Raw genomic sequence first — 16,098 nt, forward strand, 5'->3', positions numbered from 1 at the left:
CCTATAATTCAATAATGTGGGGTTTTACCTCGGGGTCATGTGTAGCTAATATCTCTATACATCCTTCTTTGTGAGACATTTCCCCTACCCATTCTAGAGTTTTTCTCATCTTTCTTTTATCAGATATAGGGCCCGGTAAACGTAATTTTTTCCAAGAATCTTTTGAGTAACCACAGTCTCCCGTTAAAAGAATAAATTTTCCGTTGTTTTGTACTAACGTTGCACTGCTTCCTTTAGTATGACCTGCTACATCTATCATTAATATACTCTCATCATTAAAGACGTCATAACTTCTTCCAAATGGCCCATATGATGAATTTTTCATCTCAAATGTGCGTATATTTACATTTTTCCATAGTCTTTTCTCATATCTAAGTTCACCCGTAGTTGCTGCTTGTAACTCTTCTTTAGAGGTAAGAATTTGCTTGGCATCTTTTACTAAATCTACACCGCTTATGTGATCAACATCCATGTGGCTTAAAAAAACATAGTCAAGGTCTTTAGGAGTAATGCCCAAGGATTGCAACTGCTCATCTATTGCTTCACCTAATGGAAGTCTAGCTTTACTTGCTATATTAAGCTTCCAGGACATATGTTTTCTTTGATTAACCCTTACATCTTTATGCCATCCTGTATCAATTAGTACTAATCCCTTTGGATGTTCAATAAGATAAGCTGATACAGGTAGCCAAATACGTTTTTTTGGATTTCGTAATAGGCCTGTATAAGCTATGGGATTTCTTGATATATATCTAAAGGGAACAGCGGGGTCAACATTTACTTCTCCTGTATGAAACACATGCACTTTTACCTTTTTCTCCATTAGTGACTCCTTTCTAGAAGACCATATATTCTAGTATGATAATGGTTCATATTTTTAAACGATTATAACATATATATCTTTAAATAGATCATTGGTAAAGAAAATCGAGACCATTCAAAAAATGTCAATTAGCTATGATTGGGAAGTAATGTTGAAAATATTATGAAATAAAGATAATATATTGACATTTTATGATGATTAGTTATAATAACCTTAATAACATAGGAAAAGCAAAGATGGAAAAGAGTAGACTTTATAAATCATCCAGAGAGAAGAATACTTGGTGGAAGTTCTTTATGAAAGCGTTTAGTTGAAAACCATTCCTGAGCTGTTGTGCTGAACCAATAAGTAAGTACATCCGTATGTCTGCGTTAAAGGCTAGGATTTGTTAGAATCTGAAGTGAAAAGTTAAGGTGGAACCGTGCACAGACTATAATTGCACCCTTAAATAAATGACTATAAGGTCATTTGTTTTAGGGTGCTTTTCTTATGTTATATATTTCAAGTTTGAAAAGGAGGACATAAGAAATGAAAGTAATAATGAAGGATGGTTTAGTAAAAGATTTTAAGTTCGAGGAAAAAGAGGGGAAGAATGCTTTTAGACATACAGCATCTCATGTTTTAGCACAAGCTGTTAAAAGGTTATACCCAACTACTAAGTGTGCTATTGGACCTGTGATTGAAGATGGGTTTTACTATGATTTTGAGTTTGACTTTGAATTCACAGTGGCGAATTTAGTAGAGATTGAGCAAGAGATGAGAAAAATCGTTAAAGAAAGTCTCTCCTTGCAAAGATATACTTTAAATAGAGAAGAAGCACTTGCACTGATGAAAGAGAAAAATGAACCTTATAAAATAGAGCTTATTAATGACTTACCTGAAGAGGCACAGCTTAGCTTTTATCAGCAAGGAGATTATGTGGAATTATGTGCAGGACCACATGTAACTAATACAAGCCTAATCAAGGCCTTTAAGTTAACAGCAACGGCTGGGGCGTATTGGAGAGGAAACGAAAAAAATAAGATGCTCACAAGGATTTATGGAACAGCTTTTCCAAAGAGTAGTGATTTAGAAGCCTATTTACAAAGCATTGAAGAAGCTAAAAAGAGGGATCATAGAAAGTTAGGAAAAGAACTAGGTTTATTTACAATTCTAGATGAAGGACCAGGTTTTCCATTCTTCCTGCCAAAAGGTATGATACTTAAAAATCTCTTAATTGATTATTGGAGAAAGCTTCATACGAGAGAGGGTTATGTGGAAATTAGCACACCGATGATGCTCAATAAAGAGCTTTGGGAAACATCTGGTCACTGGGATCATTACCGTGAAAACATGTATACCACAGTTATCGACGATACAGATTTTGCCATCAAACCAATGAATTGTCCTGGTGGTATGTTAGTTTATAAATTACAGCCTCACTCTTATCGTGAACTCCCTATTCGTATGGGTGAATTGGGATTGGTTCATAGACATGAAAAATCAGGAGCTTTACATGGTCTTATGCGTGTACGTTGCTTTACACAAGACGATGCTCATATTTTCATGACACAGGAACAAATTACAGATGAGATTAAAGGTGTTGTAAGACTTATTGATGAAGTGTATAGCAAGTTTGGTTTTAAGTATCATGTGGAGTTATCTACACGTCCAGAAAATAGTATTGGTAGTGATGAAGATTGGAATGTGGCAACTGAGGGACTCAAAAAGGCTTTAGATGAGATGCAGCTAGAATATGTGATTAATGAGGGAGACGGCGCTTTCTATGGACCAAAGATAGACTTCCACCTAGAGGATTCTATAGGTAGAACATGGCAGTGTGGTACTATTCAACTAGACTTTCAGCTACCTGTAAGGTTTGAAGCAGAATACATTGGTGCAGATGGTAAGAAGCATAGACCTATTATGATTCACCGCGTTGTCTTTGGCTCTATTGAACGATTCATAGGCATTCTAATTGAGCATTATGCGGGTAAATTCCCACTTTGGTTAGCGCCAGTTCAAGTAAAAGTGCTCCCTATTTCAGATAAATTCGCAGAGTATGGAGCTTCTGTCATGGCAGAATTACAAAAACAAGGTATCCGCTGTGAAATAGATAATAGAGATGAAAAGATAGGCTATAAGATTAGAGAAGCACAGCTTGGTAAAGTGCCTTATATGATCGTTGTAGGTCAAAAAGAAGTAGATAATAAGCTTGTTACAATTCGTAGGCGAGATGAAAATGCTCAAGAAAGCTACAGCATACAAGAGTTAATGCAGCTCCTGAAGAATGAAATACAGGGGGGAACTGTTTAGTAGGAGAAGTAGTAGTGATAAGAAATTAAGATAATAAACTAAGCTAATAAAGAGTGAATAAAAGAGAAGCTACATCGAGCACAGATTGCTTAATGTAGCTTTTTTGTGATGTTGATAGATGTAGAGAAAAAACATGTAGAGTCTTAAAGACTAAATATTTTGATAATATTGATAAACATTTTAGAGAATGATACGATATTTATATAGCATTAAGAAGATAATAAATGTATTGCTGGTGAGTAGTTCAGGATATACGAGGGGGAACGTAATGAAGGGGACAGTAAAAGTAAACTACTATAGCTTATTCATGGTGATAGCATTAGTCTTATTAATAGGATGTAATAAGCAAGAACAATCCATGGGAAGCAAGGAATCTATTGTAAGAAAACAAGGATTGGAGAAAGAGGTTAAAGAAACAGAGGATGCTGTAGTTAATGATGAAGAGAAAAAAGAAAAGCAATCAGCTGAAGCTATAGATATTAATGAGTTGCTAGAAAAAGCAACGGGAGCAAAGGCTCTAGATATTATAGAATGTGGAGAGAGCGAAGAAAATCCAGAGCTAGTAGATTCACTTACTACCCTCACTAATCCCCAACAGATTCAGCTAATAGTTCAGCAGCTACAAGAAAGAGAATCGAAGTTAATGACTGAAGGTGAGTGGATAGATGGGTATATATTAAGATTTTACGATAGAGGAAACATCATGGGAGATTTAACGTTAAAAGAGAATATTTTAGAAAAAACATTTTGGGCTGAATATAAAGGGAACCAGTATGAGGTTGACGGTGATTTTTTTAGAACTATTAAAGACTTAAAGCGGTATAAACCTAATGAAGAATTAATATCGGAAGATGCTATAGCATTATTTTCAAAATATAATTTTACACCTGTAATGCTAGTTCAAAAATGCGAGTATACTTTACCCAAGGATTTAAAAGTAACTAGTGTGGGTGAAATAGAGACCATTTACTTTGGAGTAGGATTGGAAATGTCTAAGGTAATAGGACTAGATTATACAGCGTTATTAGGCAAGTTGGTAACTATAGAAAGCTATTATTTAAAAGAGTCATTTTTAGAAGGCGAGTATAAACAGGAGATGAATCCAAGAGGAATAGTCATAAGGTATCAAGGAGATATTGTAGGAGCTCATCTGGATAGTAATGATTTCTCAGCAAATTATTATGCTCTAACAGGAAAAAACTTTGAGCAATTGACAGGAATTACAAAGGAAGAATATATCAATAAAAAGATTATGGATACTTACCAAAGGCCCTCTTTATCAGATGAGGAGCTCATTACAGCTTATATAGAGTGCAATGTTCATGAAAACTATAATCGCTTTTATGAAATTAGGGCTAGTAAACTTTGGTTACAGACTCTATTCTTATATAAGGAAGAGAAGGAATTATTTAGCCAAAAGGAAAATAGACAGGGAATGCGTACAGGCTATCAAGGCATTAAGATAATTTCTATTGAGGAAATAAAAGATGAAAAGCACAGTCCTAAGATTTTAAAGGCTTATGCAGTTACCTTTTTTATTGAGAGTGAATCAGGAGGAGAAAAAAACTTCGAGCCTGTCTATATAGGAGAAGAAAATGGTGTTAGAGTGATATATAGCCAGGGAATATAAGCAATAAACTAAGATAAATAAAATATTTTATATTAAAAGGGCATTGTGTGAAAAGCGCAATACAAAATTCTTATGCTATATTTTGTGTAGGAGGTGTTTAAAATGCACGCATGGGAAGCAATACAAAAAAGTATTGAGTACATTGAAGAAAACCTGACACAAGAAATACAAATTGAAGAACTCGCAAGTATAGCTGGATTATCGCCGTTCTATTTTCAACGACTGTTTACACGTTTAGTTAAGAAGCCTGTTTATGAGTACATTAAGTTACGCAGACTGGCACAAGCCGTAAACGAACTAAAAGGTAAAGAAGTGAGAATACTTGATGTTGCAATAAACTATGGTTTCTCTAGTCATGCTAATTTTACAAGAGCATTCAAGGAAACCTATGGCATCACACCAGAGGAATACCGTACAGGTAAAATTCATCTTAACCAATTTGTGAAACCAGAACTGGTTTTAAATTATGTAATGGTTGATGAAAATGTTCCGTTAATTACCGATGGTATTGTAATTGAGGTGAAGCGAAAAAAATTAGAGGTTCCACGTTCTTATATAGGTATTGCAAGAGAAATACCTATTGCAGAATTAATGGGCGGAACGACTACAAGTGTTTCTGTTACAGGAAAGTTATGGGATGATTTTCATTCTGTAAAATCGCAAATTCCTTATTTGGTTAAGGGAGGAAATGAATTTGGTGCACTTTATATAGGAGAAGCTAAAGAGGGGCATTGCATCTATATGGCAGGAGCAGAGGCAGAATATGGTGCAAGTGCAGAGGGATATTCGACTTTTGAGCTTCCAGCTAATGAGTATCTTGTTTGTGGATTCGAGGCAGAGAATTTTGACGAACTAATAAATTCTGCAGTTTACAAAGCACAGACATTCATGGAAAGATGGATGAAAAAACATAATTTAACTACAACTGATTTTGCAGGAGAAATGTACTATACATCTACTACTGATCATGTTTATTTAGAACATTGGATGATTCCAATATCTATTTTTAAGGCCCAATGAATAAAAGGTCTATAAAACTAAAGATTTCACATTAGTTTTATAGACCTTTTACTATTTAGTAAAATTAATATTTACTTTATTAGGACGGTTATGCAGTTTGCTATCTTATGCTACTATGCTTGATGTGTTACAATCACTAAGCGTTTTGAAGATATTCATGGATGCTACCTACTACACGCTTAGCATTAACAACTGCTTCAATAACTGTTCTAGCACCACTTACAACGTCACCGCAAGCAAAGACACCTTCTCTTGTAGTATGACCATCTTCATCTGTTACTAAAAGTCCACGGTTGGTTTCAAGGCCAGTTGTACCCGCTACAATATTATTTTTAGGAGCTTGGCTAACGGCAATTACCACTGAATTACAAGGGAATAGCTTTTCTGAACCAGGAATAGTTTCAAGTTTAGTAGAACCATCTTCTAAGGTTACTTTTCTAGTATCGGCAAAGATGACACCTTCATCGGTGATTTCAACTGGGGATTTATAAAGAGTAAATTGAATGCCTTCTTCTTTAGCTTCATGGATTTCTGCTTTAGTAGCTGTCATATCTTCCTCGCCACGACGGTAACAGATATGTACTTCTTCACTACCATAATATTTAGCACTACGGGCAGCATCCATAGCTACGTTACCGGCACCAATCACACAAACTTTTTTACCTAGCTGATATTTAGTTGGATTTTTAAGGTAGTCGATAGCATAGTGAGAATGGCCTAAAGTTTCTCCTTTAATATTTAATGTTTTTGGATTCCAAACACCTGTGCCGATAAATGCAGCATCATAGCCATCATTAAAGAGCTTATCCAGAGTGATTACTGGACCTACAAGCGTATTGTATTTAATGCTTACTCCTAGTTGAACGAGGTTCTTTTCTAGATTTTGAACAAGTACTCTAGGTAAACGGAATTCTGGAATACCATAAGATAATACACCACCAATACGGTTACGCATTTCAAACATAGTAACAGCATAGCCTTTTTGTGCTAATAAAATAGCAGCAGTAATACCAGCAGGTCCTGAACCAATAACAGCTACACGTTTTCCATTAGGAGCAGGTTTTCGAGTAGTAAGTCCTTCCAAATAAGCGGCAGAGATATAAGCTTCTATTTCGCAGAAAGGAACAGGTTCTCCTTTAATGCCACGGATACAATTTCCTTTACATTGATCCTCATGAGGACAAACAATAGCGCAAATGGCACTAAGAGGATTGTTGTTAAATAAAAGTTCACCAGCTTCTTGCAGTTTACCTTCTTCAAAGAGTGTGATAGCTTCTGGTACAGCTGTATTAATAGGACAATGCTGCTGGCAAAGTGGTTTTTTACATTTTAAGCAGCGATTTGCTTCTGATAATAATTTTTCCATTTTATGGGCTCCTTTCAAGTCAAAAAAATCTTTATATAGTCATTTCAAGCCATTATTATATAGTCTAAAGATAGTCAAGAATAAAGTCGGGTGTAACCGTTTAGAATCAACATAAAAAGTATTCGTATACTAAAATAAACGAAGCTGAACTTTTATATTTTATAATAAAAAATAAGTCATAACTAAATTTATTTTAGAAGATATAGAGCTGATGTGCAACGATTGATAAGTATTAGTCATGTGGTTAATTGTGGTAAAAAATGAGTACTAAAACTTACAAGACTATTGAAATTAAGGGGAAGCGCTTATATGAAAATTTAAAACAACACAAATAATTGTATAATAAAAGTTATTATTTAGCATGAGAGAGCAAGAAAATACTATTTTGTTGTTAAAAGATAAACGTATGGGAAAGAGTTGGTCTAAGGCAGTAATATACAGTATAAAACAGCCTTCTATGAATTTGATTAATCATAGAAAGCTGTTTATAGAGCGTATCATTAGACTTTTATTTTCTGCTATTTAGTTAATAACAATAGCTGTTGAATCTAGAATATTATCATAGATCCACTGAGCATTTTTGGTTGCTAATCTAACGCAGCCGTGACTTAAAGCCATACCTAATCGGTCGTCAATGACTTCGGTTCCCTCTGCGTTATATAGGATGGAATGATAGTAATAAGCACCTTTGATTCTAGTGGCATATTTGACTCTATAAGTGTCAGTTCCAAAGTAAGGCTTTCTACCAGTGACATAAAAAGTACCTTTGATTGTAGGGGTACTAGGCTTTCCAACAGTACATTCCCATTTATAAAGTAGCTTCCATAGACCATCGCTACCTCTTTCATATATATAGGTAAACTTATTTTCTAAGTCTGTTGTAATTAGATTTGTGGTTGGGCTTTTAATCTGGTTATCATTTACAAACCGAGTCATATCCGTGTAAAAATAGGTGAAATCATATGCCGTCGGAGGATTACCATCATCAGATAAAAAGGTGGTAAATATATAGCCTTTTCTATCATTATAGACAACCTGACTCCAGTCCCCAACCACAGATAAAACCTCTACTTCAGATTTGGCTGGGACGACAGTTATTGGATTAGATTCAGCAGCTGGATAGGACCTTAAAAGAGTATCTCTCCAGGTATATTTTGTGATTGATAGATAAGAAGCATAGACATAACCTTTTTGGTTGTTATAGATGACCTCATACCAATCTTCTGCAGAATCAATAACTTGAACCTTTGAACCTGCAGGGATTACAGTAAGTACATTAGAGGTTGTAGTGTTGCTTTCTCTTAGATTAACATTAGCCAAAGTATATTTATAGGAATCTGATGTTTGTCGGGTATACTTTCTCATAGTTCACCTCGCAATTAGTCACATAATAAAATATGATAGATTTAAGGGATTAGTGAAAGGATTTAACTTTTTTGCCACTAAATATAAAATACACGTATATAAATGAAAGAAATAGTGAGTGAAATAGTCATAAGTGATATAATAAAGCTATATTAAATAGGTAAGTGCCGATGAAATAGAGGAGTAAAGTGAAATGTGTGAGGATTGTATGCATTTAGAATATGATGAAGCCACGAAAGAGTATGTGTGCAGTGTTGCACCTATTATGGATGAAGATGATATGGCAAGAATGAGTTACTATCCTAGTAAACGATGTCCATACTATAAAATAGGTGATGAATATACTATAGTTCGTAAACAAAATTAATTGACGGATGAAAAGTAGCAGCAAGTATAAAAGGAGAAGAATATGGGATTAGTAGAGCTTTATCAAAGCTATAGTGAAATCAATAGAGATTATATGACCTTTATAGAAGAAACCGTAAGCACAGATTTTAAAAATAACCAGCCAGAGGAAATACTTCAACTATTAACTCAGGCAAAAAAAGGATTTGAAGAGCTGATAGCGGCTAGTAATGAAATTGAACTTAGAGAAGCGGATGAAACAAACTTTAAGGATTTAAAATATTTATTAGTAGATGCACTGTTCTTAGCCATTGATCTTCTGGATTTCTATAAAGTAGGTGAAGAAGGCAGATTCAAAATGAGAGTGCTTAATCATCTTAATAAAAAAAGGCGAGCAGAGATGTTTAATGAAGCTAATCAAATGGGTTGCCCGATTAAATAGATGTAAGAAAAAAATATGAGATAGAGTATGCCTCAATATAAATGATGAAAATAAGATAAAAGGGACCATTGCACATGGTAGATTTCCCTTAAAGTAGACAGTTTGAAGAATGATACTGTTTGCTTTAAGGGGGAGCAGTTCATGTTGCAATAGTCCTTTTTTGTTTTTTATATAATCCTTTTAGCTTTTAAACGGAAGTATTTTCAGTAGAAGTTTTGTGGATATTTTAGATAACTACTAGCTTGTATAATTTCAGAAAGATTATTGTGTGAATATTGACAAATTAGAAAACCGAGTGTATTATCTGTACTAAGGTGAATAGTACAGTTTAAGAAAGGAGTGAAGCTGTGTTTCCTATAGACGCAAGGGATAGTAGACCAATTTATGAGCAGATTATTGATCAAATTAAAGAACAGGTAATGAAGGGGATTTTAAAGCCAGGAGATCAGCTACCATCTGTTAGACAACTAGCAAGTATGTTAACAGTGAATGCTAATACGGTGATGAAGGCTTATACAGAGCTTGAAAGACAGGAAGTGATTGAAACCATAAGGGGGAAGGGAGCGTTTATTGCTATGATGCCAAGTAAAGTTATTAGTGAAAAGCAGATTATAGAAGTACGTAAGGCGTTAAAAAGTAGTTTTGTAGCTATGCACTATATGGGGATGAGTAAGCAAGAGGTTATGGCAGAGATTGAAAAAATTTACGATGAACTTTCAAAGGAGGAAGAGTAAATGGTAAAAATAGAGCATGTCTGTAAAAGCTTTAATGGGCAAGTGGTTCTAAAAGATGTTTCCATAGAAGTAAAGCCTGGGAGCATTTACGGCATTATTGGGGAGAATGGGGTAGGTAAAAGTACGCTCATTCAATGTTTAACAGGAGTATATAAAGTAGATGAAGGAACTATTTTAATAGACGGTCAACCAGTTTATGAAAATAATCTAGTGAAAGAGCAAATAGGTTATGTAGCAGATCGTAATCAGTTTTTTAATAGTTACCGGGTAGAACAAATGGTTACATTCTTTGAAGAAACTTATCCTAAATTTTCAAGGGAAAAGTTTAGTGCTTATAATGAAACCTTTAAATTAAATCCAAAGACTAAGGTGAGAAATCTCTCAAAAGGGATGCAAATGCGTCTTTCATTAATGCTTAATATGGCAAGTATGCCAAAGGTATTAGTATTAGATGAGCCTACTTCAGGGCTAGATGCTTTAGCAAAGAAACAAGTATTAGACTTTATTATTGAACAAGTGGATGAAACAGGTATGACTGTTATTATTTCCTCTCATCATTTATCAGAATTAGAGCGTATCTGTGATGAGATTACCATGCTTTCTAAAGGGGAAGTAGTATACCAAAGTTCAGTAGAAGATTTAAAGAGTAAGGTGAAAAAGCTTCAAGTAGTCTTTGAAAAAGAAGCGCCAGAAGATTTAGATAAATGGCATGGCGTATTAAATGTAGAGCATGTAGGTAGCGTGTACTATGTGGTAACCAATGATTACAGTGCGGCCTTAGAAAAACGACTAAAATTAGCAGGTGCTATGTTAGTAGAGACTATAGGCCTTAACCTAGAAGAAGTATTTATTTACACAGCTATTTCTAGAGAAAATATCGGGGAAGAAGCATAGAAAGGGGAGGCATATGAAATCAATCAAGCGATTAAAACCACTTATTAAGTTAGAGTTAAAGCCTGTAATAGGTGTAGGCATTTATTTGATGCTGGTTAATATTCTTTGTTTTATGAACATTAAACAAGATGTGAATGAGTTATGGAGAAGTTATCTTTCAGGTGGGATTGCAAGACTCTATGAAAGAATGAACAGAGTAGATTGGTTAAAGGATTTGTTTTGGAGTCAAGTATACTATACTATAGGACTTTATCTTATAGGATTAATTATTTTAAGTTTGATTAGCTTTAAACAAGATAAGAATCTAGAGACTGGCAGATTTTTAAAAAGCTTACCGTTCACTAGTGGAGAAAGAAGCTTCGTTAAAGTGATACTGGGGAGTTTGGGTTATACCCTAAGTTTCTTAATTTATGTCTTAGGATTATCAGTAATGCTAAGTCATTATACTGGAAAGTTAATAGAGGTTTATGAAGTAACACCTATCTCGCAAATTTCAAATCAGTTATTTGACATACCTCAATTATTAGTATTGATGTTTATAGTTTATCTACTAGGATTAGTATTTTACCTCTTTTGTGTTCTGTTACAATATATAGTCAGTCATCAAATAGGAAGTCTTGTTATAGCCATTTGTGTTATAGGTGCACCGTTTTTCTTGCTACGAAGCATTAGTAAGTTCTTTGGGCTTGGGAGGGAAACAGGCTTAGTTAAATTCGGAGAGTGGTTTTTTGCTTTGACAGTAGGGGGGCAAATACCTATAGAGGTAAGGATAGCTAGTTACGAGCAAAAAGGTGGATTTTATTTTTATATCCAATATATGCTATACTATCAAATTGTTTTTTATACTCTTGTGAGTATAGGATTAGTATTGGCTATTAGAAAGCTAAATAAACTACAACCCTTGGAAGAATTTGATAAACTTATTCCCATAGCAGGTTTTAGGTGGTTCTTTATCATGGGAGTAACTCTTTGTGGTGGATTTTTAGTTGGTGATGTGTACCTATACTTCATTGAACCACTTCTAGAAACAAGTAGCATTGTTTGCAAATGGCTTTCTTTGGTGTTAGGTTTTGCGGCAAGCTTTATGATTGCAAAGAAAATCGCTTGTATTGGCCTTGGTAAAAGAAAAGGGGTGAGGGTATGAAAAAGTGGTTACTTATACTAGGGATAACTCTTATGCTAACAGGCTGTCAAAGCATAGAGGAGTTAGAAAATGCAGCTTATAAAGAATATAAGCTAACCAGCTATACGGATCAGTATTTTACCCAAGATCTAGTAACTTGGGCAAGTTTACAGTTAGCATGTGAAGGAGATAATAATGTCTATCGGAATAGGAATAGAAACTGGTATGATGACAGAATTACTGAGCTAGGTGCAAAGCGCTTAGACGGTGGGATAGAGAACTTGGTTGTAAATGATGGTCAATTTATAGAAGAAGTGATTATTAACCAAGATGGAACCACTGAAAAAAGTGAGTATCCAAATATGAGTAAACATTTGATAGAAACCTTAAGTACAAATTTAGGAGAACCTTTTGATAGCTTTTTAGAGGAAATGAAAAAGGTGGAAGATTATTGTATTAAGGAGAAGACAATAGACGGTACAGGCATTGTTTTCCTTAAGGCAGAGGGGCAGTTAAGTATGTGGGTGGTGCAATCCAATATTCAAATGAAAAACAAGGAAGATAATAACTGGCTTAAAGCAATCTGTGGTGAAGACTTAATAGTAAGTACAGCTACAGCAGGAGAAGAAAAGCAACTCATTGAGTTAAGTTATCCTAGCTTTGTAGTAAGAAACGATATGGGTTCTCTTACAAATGCAACGGCGTATTATCAATTATTTAGAACCAATGAAGGGCTACTAGAAAAAACTAGAATGGTCATTAACCAATATATAGATGGTTATAAAGATGGGGACTTAAATCCAGACAAATTAGACCCTCTTCGAAGAATAGTCAATGAATTAGCAGGTGAAGAAAAAGATATAACCCAGCTGATTAATGACATTTATAAGGTGCTAGATGACAAAAGTAGTAAAGAATCTGGGAATATAGATGATCTTCACTATGAAATCATCAAAAGGAATACTGAGATTGGCTATGAGAAGCTAATCGAGGTAGTGGTAACGCCTTAGCATTGCTTTCTTAAATGAATCTGATGTTAGGTCCAAATGTTACGAAATCAAGCTATCTGATAGCCAGGTTGTAACTTGTATTTGTAAATAATTTTATATCGAAAATATAAAAAGTAAACCGCAGAGAAATTAACTGCGGTTTACTTTTTATAATGATTGAAAAATTATTAATATCTTTATTACTAATACATTTTAACCGTTACCACTACTACGAATTCTCATCCATCTTAAGATTTCTTTGTAGTGTTCTTTTTACCTTTGGTTTTGCGATCCATAGTATATGAGTAGTTACAGCAATCCCTATACAGAACAAAAGAATTGTTAACCATAAAGTATGAACACATATAGCAGAGAATATTAACATAGTCCATAGAAAACCCAAGCTCTTCATAACTGTTCTAGTACTTAATCCATTGCGCTCCCTATAATTTGTGATATATTCTCCAAAAAACTTACTCTTTTTTAACCAGTTTGACAGCCTTTTACTACTAGTGAAACATCCGGCAGCAAGGAGGACAAAGGGAGTCGTGGGCCATATCGGGAAAAACACTCCAATTGCTCCTATTACAAGAAAAACGAAACCTAAAATAATGAGCAATCTATTTTTTAAGCTCATGGTTTTAATGTTGCCTGAATGAGTCCATCATTGTCTAGTTTTGATAATTCTTTTACTTTATCAAAATCAAGACCCATAGCTGCTGTAATACGTTCTCCATATTCAGGATCAGCTAGATAGCAGTGTACGGCATGACGGTATTTTACATTATCTGTTACAGGAGCAATATCAGCCGCAGTATTTTCAATTAAAAGCTTACGCTTATCCTCTGTCATTAATCGATAAAGATCTCCTCCTGCTCGGAAATTATCATCTGTAGGATCATCCTTTGGATCAAATCTATACATAGCACCTTCAAGTTCAAGAGGTGGTTCTGCTACATCTGGTTGTGGTGACCAATAGCCGTCACTATTTGGAGAATAGGCAGGCAACCTTCCATAGTTGCCATCTACGCGCATTGCACCATCACGGTGGTATTCATTGACTTCACATTTGGCACGATTAACCGGTATATGATTATGGTTGACACCAAGTCTATATCTCTGAGCATCACCATAAGCAAAAAGTCTTCCTTGTAAAAATCTATCTGGTGAAAATCCGATTCCAGGAACGACGTGTGCTGGTGTAAAGGCTGATTGTTCAACCTCGGCAAAATAGTTCTCAGGATTACGGTTAAGCTCAAGAACGCCTACCTCTATCAGTGGAAATTCCTTGTGGCGCCAAATTTTGGTGATATCAAAAGGATTTTCATAATGATTTTTTGCCTGCTCTTCTGTCATAATCTGAACATACATAGTCCACTTTGGATAATCGCCACGTTCAATAGCCTCAAAAAGATCTCGACCATGGCTTTCCCTGTCTTGTCCACAGATAGCAGTTGCTTCCTCGTTAGTGAGATTCTTAATTCCCTGTTGTGTATGGAAGTGGAATTTACACCAAACGCGTTCATTTTTATCATTATAGAATGAGAAGGTGTGCTCTCCATAAAAATGCATATTTCGGAAGGAGGCTGGTATGCCACGGTCTGACATGACAATGGTCCTTTGATGGAAGCTTTCAGGAAGTAGTGTCCAGAAGTCCCAGTTATTTTGAGCTGAGCGCATACCAGTTCTTGGATCACGTTTTACAGCTCGGTTAAGGTCTGAGAAGTTATGTACATCACGAATGAAAAAAGTAGGTGTATTGTTTCCTACAAGGTCCCAGTTACCTTCTTCGGTATAAAACTTAACAGCAACGCCGCGTATATCACGTTCTGCATCTGCTGCACCACGTTCACCAGCTACAGTAGAAAAACGAATGAAAAGATCTGTTTTAGCACCAGGTTGAAGAACTTTTGCTTTAGTATACTTTGAAATATCGCCAGTAACGGTTAGATTACCATATGCTCCCCAACCTTTTGCGTGCATACGACGTTCTGGTATAACTTCGCGATTGAAATGTGCCATTTTTTCCATTAACCATACATCTTGCATAACCACAGGTCCTCTAGGGCCGGCTGTTATAGAATTCTCGTTATCAGCTACTGGTGCCCCTACTTCATTTGTTAGTTTTTTGTTTTCATCCATCATAATACCTCCTTTAAAGTTATGTATTTATATGAAATGCGGACTCCAATCAATATAATCGGGCTGCATTCATACTCAAGTAAGTGAAACCCCCATCAGTACAATAGCAGCATATGCGCAGCTTTTTGGGAGCATAAGCATCCCAACTTTTGGATTTGTTTTTGAAAATAATACTACTGGCAGATAGCAGACAAAACTAATCAGTATTGCAAGCCATAGAAGAGATAAACTGCCTCCATATTTGAAGGCTGCTATCATATAGAATAGCATGACGGTCATTCCTAAAATAAAAAATGGAATGTTTCGGATAATACCCCATATCAATGGTGGATTTTCATCTAGCCAACGATTTTGAGGTAGAACACATAGGAAAATACGTAATAGGGCAGAACCATAAACAATTATGGAAAGGTATTTATTAGCATGAAAAGGGTAGTAACCGTTACCAATTTCCCATAAGAAAATATAAAATAGGGTCATTGTTATGGACGCAATAAGTTTCCCCATTCCTAATACAGCTGTATGATTATGATTATTTTTATCAGTTATGGCGTAGATACGAGGAATAAGATGAGAGGCATCTCCAATTCCTAAAGTAAAAGCCATAAGTGCATATTGCCATCGTAAGCTTCCAGGTTCTGCAGTCATATATAGTAACACTGCGGCTATGAACACTGTAAAAAGATATAATAAGTCAAATATGGCTTCAACAGTGTTCATCATTTTTCTCTTTGGATTAGTTTGTACCATAATTCATCCTCCCAAATTCATATTTTTATTCGCACATTTAGGGTGTGTGATGATATTTACAATAAAATAAGAGGATTAATCTCCACATAATCTATGCAATACATCCTTCATTAAAATAATAGCGAAGAAGATGCAAGCATATTCTAAATGGGCGATATTGAAGATATTATGATTAGTAAA

The 16,098-nt window shown here is 35.1% G+C and carries 15 protein-coding genes and 1 other annotated feature; of the genes, 9 read left to right on the forward strand and 6 right to left on the reverse strand.

The window, feature by feature from the left end:
• Window position 1 precedes the first annotated feature (1 nt).
• Complete coding sequence (locus EKH84_RS03785) at window positions 2-823, reverse strand: N-acyl homoserine lactonase family protein (protein WP_127065193.1); 822 nt, start codon at window positions 821-823, stop codon at window positions 2-4.
• Between the two features lie 224 nt (window positions 824-1,047).
• Window positions 1,048-1,272: a binding site (T-box leader), on the forward strand.
• 79 nt (window positions 1,273-1,351) lie between these two features.
• On the opposite strand from EKH84_RS03785, the gene thrS reads away from it, so the two are divergent.
• The 3 genes from thrS (at window position 1,352) to EKH84_RS03800 (ending at window position 5,768) form a co-directional block, all read left to right on the forward strand.
• On the forward strand, window positions 1,352-3,118 hold the full coding sequence (thrS, locus tag EKH84_RS03790) for a threonine--tRNA ligase (RefSeq protein WP_127065194.1): 1,767 nt from the start codon (window positions 1,352-1,354) through the stop codon (window positions 3,116-3,118).
• Window positions 3,119-3,386: 268 nt separating this feature from the next.
• On the forward strand, window positions 3,387-4,748 hold the full coding sequence (locus tag EKH84_RS03795; protein ID WP_190283476.1) for a DUF4830 domain-containing protein: 1,362 nt from the start codon (window positions 3,387-3,389) through the stop codon (window positions 4,746-4,748).
• Between the two features lie 102 nt (window positions 4,749-4,850).
• Window positions 4,851-5,768: an AraC family transcriptional regulator gene (locus EKH84_RS03800; protein WP_127065196.1), complete on the forward strand. Its 918-nt coding sequence runs from the start codon at window positions 4,851-4,853 to the stop codon at window positions 5,766-5,768.
• Window positions 5,769-5,904: 136 nt separating this feature from the next.
• Here EKH84_RS03800 and EKH84_RS03805 read toward each other — a convergent pair whose 3' ends face one another.
• Together EKH84_RS03805 and EKH84_RS03810 are read right to left on the reverse strand one after the other, a co-directional pair.
• Complete coding sequence (locus EKH84_RS03805; RefSeq protein WP_256372387.1) at window positions 5,905-7,152, reverse strand: NAD(P)-dependent oxidoreductase; 1,248 nt, start codon at window positions 7,150-7,152, stop codon at window positions 5,905-5,907.
• Between the two features lie 504 nt (window positions 7,153-7,656).
• Window positions 7,657-8,499, reverse strand: coding sequence for a L,D-transpeptidase family protein (locus EKH84_RS03810; protein ID WP_127065198.1), 843 nt, complete (start codon window positions 8,497-8,499; stop codon window positions 7,657-7,659).
• Between the two features lie 193 nt (window positions 8,500-8,692).
• On the opposite strand from EKH84_RS03810, the gene EKH84_RS21870 reads away from it, so the two are divergent.
• The 6 genes from EKH84_RS21870 to EKH84_RS03835 all read left to right on the forward strand — a co-directional run bounded on the left by EKH84_RS21870 (window position 8,693) and on the right by EKH84_RS03835 (window position 13,047).
• Window positions 8,693-8,866 (forward strand): DUF6472 family protein, encoded by a 174-nt coding sequence (locus EKH84_RS21870; protein WP_013655196.1) that lies wholly within the window; start codon window positions 8,693-8,695, stop codon window positions 8,864-8,866.
• Window positions 8,867-8,908: 42 nt separating this feature from the next.
• Window positions 8,909-9,286 carry a hypothetical protein gene (locus EKH84_RS03815; RefSeq protein ID WP_127065199.1) on the forward strand — a complete coding sequence of 126 codons (378 nt, stop codon included), beginning with the start codon at window positions 8,909-8,911 and terminating at the stop codon, window positions 9,284-9,286.
• Window positions 9,287-9,633: 347 nt separating this feature from the next.
• Window positions 9,634-10,020 carry a GntR family transcriptional regulator gene (locus EKH84_RS03820; protein ID WP_013655198.1) on the forward strand — a complete coding sequence of 129 codons (387 nt, stop codon included), beginning with the start codon at window positions 9,634-9,636 and terminating at the stop codon, window positions 10,018-10,020.
• Window positions 10,021-10,914, forward strand: coding sequence for an ABC transporter ATP-binding protein (locus tag EKH84_RS03825; protein WP_127065200.1), 894 nt, complete (start codon window positions 10,021-10,023; stop codon window positions 10,912-10,914). It begins immediately after the preceding gene.
• Window positions 10,915-10,927: 13 nt separating this feature from the next.
• A complete protein-coding gene (locus EKH84_RS03830) occupies window positions 10,928-12,058 on the forward strand; it encodes a hypothetical protein (RefSeq protein WP_127065201.1) in 1,131 nt (376 codons plus the stop codon).
• Window positions 12,055-13,047, forward strand: coding sequence for a membrane lipoprotein lipid attachment site-containing protein (locus tag EKH84_RS03835; protein WP_127065202.1), 993 nt, complete (start codon window positions 12,055-12,057; stop codon window positions 13,045-13,047). The genes EKH84_RS03830 and EKH84_RS03835 overlap by 4 nt, the downstream gene beginning before the upstream one ends.
• A 208-nt stretch (window positions 13,048-13,255) precedes the next feature.
• On the opposite strand, the gene EKH84_RS22910 is transcribed toward EKH84_RS03835, so the two are convergent.
• The 3 genes from EKH84_RS22910 to EKH84_RS03850 form a co-directional block, all read right to left on the reverse strand.
• Window positions 13,256-13,663, reverse strand: coding sequence for a YbaN family protein (locus EKH84_RS22910; protein ID WP_127065203.1), 408 nt, complete (start codon window positions 13,661-13,663; stop codon window positions 13,256-13,258).
• Window positions 13,660-15,168, reverse strand: coding sequence for a catalase (locus EKH84_RS03845; protein WP_127065204.1), 1,509 nt, complete (start codon window positions 15,166-15,168; stop codon window positions 13,660-13,662). The genes EKH84_RS22910 and EKH84_RS03845 overlap by 4 nt, the downstream gene beginning before the upstream one ends.
• Window positions 15,169-15,243: 75 nt before the next feature.
• A complete protein-coding gene (locus EKH84_RS03850; RefSeq protein WP_127065205.1) occupies window positions 15,244-15,918 on the reverse strand; it encodes a hypothetical protein in 675 nt (224 codons plus the stop codon).
• Window positions 15,919-16,098: the final 180 nt, after the last annotated feature.

The organism is Cellulosilyticum sp. WCF-2, from assembly GCF_003990395.1.
Taxonomy (GTDB): domain Bacteria; phylum Bacillota; class Clostridia; order Lachnospirales; family Cellulosilyticaceae; genus Cellulosilyticum; species Cellulosilyticum lentocellum.